This window comes from Streptomyces niveiscabiei, from assembly GCF_001419795.1.
Classification (GTDB): domain Bacteria; phylum Actinomycetota; class Actinomycetes; order Streptomycetales; family Streptomycetaceae; genus Streptomyces; species Streptomyces niveiscabiei.
Genome location: NZ_LIRL01001158.1, coordinates 1 through 4,536, shown reverse-complemented (window position 1 = coordinate 4,536; position 4,536 = coordinate 1). Strand labels below are relative to the sequence as shown.

Below are 4,536 nucleotides of genomic sequence, written 5' to 3'. Positions count from 1 at the left end.
GCCACTTGGCCACTGAGCCACCGCGTCAGCCAGGAGTGGCTGAGCCACTTCGCCACTGAGCCACCGCGCCGGCAGGAGTGGCTGAGCCACTTGGCCACTGAGCCACCGCGTCAGCCAGGAGTGGCTGAGCCACTTCGCCACTGAGCCACCGCACCAGCAGGAGTGGCTGAGCCACTCGGCCACCGATCCACTCGACCAGCGAGCCACCCACCCACCCACCGATCCACTCGTCCTGTCCGGGCCGGCCGCGTCACCCGCAGCCGGCCCCGCACTCCCCGCTCCGGGATGACGGCGCATCCCGGCGTACGCACCCGCCCGCACCACCCTGGAGGCACCCGTGCACGGGAACGACCCCACCAACCGCACCCCGAGAAGACGTACCGCGCTGCGCAAAGCCGTCGCGCTGGCGACCGGCGCCCTGCTCGCGGGGGCGTCGCTCAGCCTGACCTCACCTGTCGCCGGCGCAGCCGTCGCCCACGACCCCACCCCGGCACCGTCCGCCGCCGAGGACTTCCAGCAGGTCACCCTCGCGAAGGGCGAGGCGGAGGTCGGGGAGCCGATGTCGCTCGCCGTCCTGCCGGACCGGTCCGTCCTGCACACCTCCCGCGACGGCGAACTGCGCCTCACGGACGCGGCCGGCAACACCCGCCTGATCGGCAAGCTCGACGTCTACTCCCACGACGAGGAGGGCCTCCAAGGCATCGGCGTCGACCCGCAGTTCAGCACGAACCGCTTCATCTACCTCTTTTACGCACCCAAGTTGAACACCCCGGCCGGCGACGCCCCCGAGACCGGCACCGCCGCCGACTTCGCGCCCTTCGAGGGGGTCAACCGCCTCTCCCGGTTCACGCTGAACGCGGACGGCACCCTGAACACGGCCAGCGAGAAGCAGATCCTGGACGTCCCCACCACGCGCGGCCTGTGCTGCCACGTCGGCGGCGACATCGACTTCGACGCGGCCGGCAACCTGTACCTGTCGACGGGCGACGACACGAACCCCTTCCAGTCCGACGGGTTCACGCCCATCGACCAGCGCGAGGGCCGCAACCCCGGCTTCGACGCCCGGCGTTCGGCCGGCAGCACCAACGACCTGCGCGGCAAGATCCTGCGCATCAAGGTGAACGCGGACGGCTCGTACACGGTCCCCGACGGCAACCTGTTCGCGCCCGGCACGGCCAAGACGCGGCCCGAGATCTACGCGATGGGCCTGCGCAACCCGTTCCGCTTCAGCGTCGACAAGGCCACCGGGTACCTCTACATCGGCGACTACGGCCCCGACGCGGGCGCAGCCGACCCGAACCGGGGCCCGGCCGGGCAGGTCGAGTTCAACCGCGTCACCGGCCCCGGCAACTTCGGCTGGCCGTACTGCACGGGCGCGGGCGACGCGTACAAGCAGTACGACTTCGCCACGAAGACCTCGGGCCCGGCCTTCGACTGCAACGCTCCGAAGAACACCTCCCCGCACAACACGGGCCTCGTCGACCTGCCCCCGGCGCAGCCCGCGTGGATCCCCTACGACGGCGCCTCCGTACCGGAGTTCGGCGACGGCTCCGAGTCCCCGATGGGCGGCCCGGTCTACCACTACGACGCGAACCTCGACTCGCCGGTCAAGTTCCCGGAGGCGTACGACGGGGACTTCTTCGCCGGGGAGTTCGGCCGCCGCTGGATCAAGCGCATCTCCAGCGACGCGAACGGCACGGTCCAGTCCATCAAGGACATCCCCTGGTCCGGCACCCAGGTGATGGACATGGCGTTCGGCCCCGACGGCGCGCTGTACGTCCTCGACTACGGCCTCTCCTGGTTCGGCGGCGACGAGCACTCCGCGCTGTACCGCATCGAGAACGCGACCGACGGCCACTCGCCCGTGGCCCAGGCAGCCGCCAACAGGACGTCGGGGCAAGCCCCGTTGAAGGTGAAGTTCTCCTCGGCCGGAACGTCCGACCAGGACGGCGACGCGCTCACCTACCGCTGGGACTTCGGCGACGGCGCGACCTCGACGTCCGCGAACCCGTCGCACACATACCGCAGGAACGGCACGTACACAGCGACGTTGACCGCCAAGGACCCCGACGGCCGTACCGGCAGCGCGAGCGTCCAGGTCGTCGTCGGCAACACCGCGCCCACCGTCGTCATCCAAACCCCCCAGGACGGGCAGCTGTTCAGCTTCGGTGACGCGATCCCGTTCACGGTGAAGGTCACCGACCCCGAGGACGGCAAGGCGATCGACTGCTCCAAGGTCACCGTCCGCTTCATCCTCGGCCACGACAGCCACGGCCACCCGATCACCTCCGCGACCGGCTGCACCGGCACCCTCCAGACCAGCGCCGACGGCGGCCACGACCCGAACGCCAACATCTTCGGGGTGCTCGACGCCGAGTACACGGACAACGGGGGCGGCGGCCAGGCCGCGCTCACCTCGCACGACCGCAACGTCCTCCAGCCCCGGCACCGGCAGGCCGAGCACTACGGCAACTCCAGTGGCGTGACGGTGACTTCGCGGACGTCCGCGAACGGCGCGAAGACCGTCGGCGCCATCGAGAACGGCGACTGGATCTCGTTCACGCCGTACGCGCTGCGGGGCGCGAAGTCGGTCACGGCGAGGGTCGCCTCCGCCGGAGCCGGCGGCACTCTGGAGATCCGTGCGGGATCGGCCAGGGGCACCCTCCTCGGGACAGCCAAGGTACCGGTGACCGGCGGCTGGGAGAGCTACCAGAACGTCACCGCGAAGCTGTCCAGGGCACCGCGCGGGACCACCGCCCTCTACCTCGTCTTCAAGGGCCGCAGCGGTCAACCCCTGTACGAGATCGACGACTTCACCTTCACCACCAACTGAGAGGCACGCCCCCATGATGCGCGCACTGAGCGCGGTCGCGGGCGCCACCCTGCTCCTCGGCGCTCTCGCCGAACCAACTGCCCTGGCCCGCCCGGACGATACGGCGCCCCGCGTCCTCGTCTTCTCCAAGACGGCCGGCTTCCGGCACGACTCCATCCCCGACGGCATCAACGCGATCCGTGAACTCGGCGCCTCCAGCGGCGAGTTCAGGGTCGACGCGACAGAGGACGCGAGTGCCTTCAGCGCCGCGAACCTCCGCCGCTACGCCGCCGTCGTCTTCCTCTCCACCACCGGGAACGTCCTCGACGAACCCCAACAGGCCGCGTTCGAGCGGTACATACACAAAGGAGGTGCCTACGTCGGCGTCCACGCAGCCGCCGACACCGAGTACGACTGGGCGTTCTACGGCGGCCTCGTCGGCGCCTACTTCCGCGGCCACCCGGCGGTCCAGCCGGCCGACATGGTCGTCGAGGACCACGCCCACCCGGCGACGTCCGGTCTCCCGCCGACCTGGCACCGCACCGACGAATGGTACGACTACCGCTCCAACCCCCGTTCTTCCGTACGGGTGTTGGCGTCCCTGGACGAGTCGTCCTACACCGGCGGCGGCATGAACGGCGATCACCCGATCGCCTGGTGCCAGACCTACCAGGGTGGCCGCGCCTTCTACACCGGCGCCGGACACACCAAGGAGTCGTACACGGACCCCGGTTACCGGGCGCACCTGCTCGGCGGGATCCGGTACGCGATCGGCGCGGCCCAGGCCGACTGCCGTCCGGAGAGCGGCTACACGAGCCTCACCGACGGCGACTGGCGGCAGGCCGGCCCCGGCTCCTTCACCCGCTCCACGGACGGGACCTGGACCTCGTCCGGCGGGATGGGGCTCCTCTGGTACGCGGGGCGCTCCCTCTCCGCGTACTCGCTGAAGCTCGACTGGAAGATGACCGGCGACTCCAACTCCGGTGTCTTCGTGGGGTTTCCGGCCTCCGACGACCCCTGGTCGGCCGTCGATCACGGGTACGAGGTGCAGATCGACGCCACCGACGTCCCCTGGCGGACGACCGGCGCCGTGTACGGGTCCAAGTCCGCCGACCTGTGGAAGCGCGACCGCGCGCTGAATCCGCCGGGGGAGTGGAACACGTACGAGATCCGGGTGGAGGGCGAGCGGCTGCGCGTCTGGCTCAACGGCGTGCGGATCAACGACTACACCAACCGTGACCCCGCGCGCAGCCTGCGCGACGGACACATCGGGCTCCAGAACCACGGGCCCGGCGACGAGGTGTCGTTCCGCGACATCCGCGTCAAGGAACTGCCCGCCGAGGGCCGTTGAACGACGGCGGGCGGGAGACGCCGGACTCCCGCCCGCCGTCCCTCTCAACTCACGTACACCGCAAGGAGGTTGCCATGCCCGACGTAGGCGTCTGGCTGATCGGCGCACGCGGTTCCGTCGCCACCACCGCCGTCGCGGGCTGCGCGGCCGTGACCGCCGGACTCCGTCCCCCGACCGGACTCGTCACGGAGAAACCGGAGTTCACGGACTCGGGCCTGCCGCCGCTGACGTCACTGGTCTTCGGCGGCCACGACATCTCGGACACACCCCTCGTGAAACGGGCGGAGGAACTGGCGGCGGAGGGGGTGCTGCCGATGGGGCTGGCGGCGGCGGTAGAAGCCGAACTGGCTGCCGCTGAGCGGGAGATCAGGAT

General features: G+C 70.5%; 3 protein-coding genes. All 3 read left to right on the top strand.

Annotation, left to right across the window (positions count from 1 at the left end):
- The first annotated feature begins 337 nt into the window (after positions 1-337).
- A complete protein-coding gene (locus AOK24_RS41415; protein WP_055725048.1) occupies positions 338-2,833 on the top strand; it encodes a PQQ-dependent sugar dehydrogenase in 2,496 nt (831 codons plus the stop codon).
- Between the two features lie 16 nt (positions 2,834-2,849).
- A complete protein-coding gene (locus tag AOK24_RS41410) occupies positions 2,850-4,163 on the top strand; it encodes a ThuA domain-containing protein (RefSeq protein ID WP_055725049.1) in 1,314 nt (437 codons plus the stop codon).
- Positions 4,164-4,237: 74 nt separating this feature from the next.
- A partial coding sequence (locus AOK24_RS41405; protein WP_240554376.1) for an inositol-3-phosphate synthase occupies positions 4,238-4,536 on the top strand: 299 nt, incomplete at its 3' end.

Excerpts from the sequence above, each read along its gene's own strand:
- AOK24_RS41410 (WP_055725049.1), top strand. The coding sequence starts at position 2,850 with ATGCGCGCACTGAGCGCGGTCGCGGGCGCCACCCTGCTCCTCGGCGCT.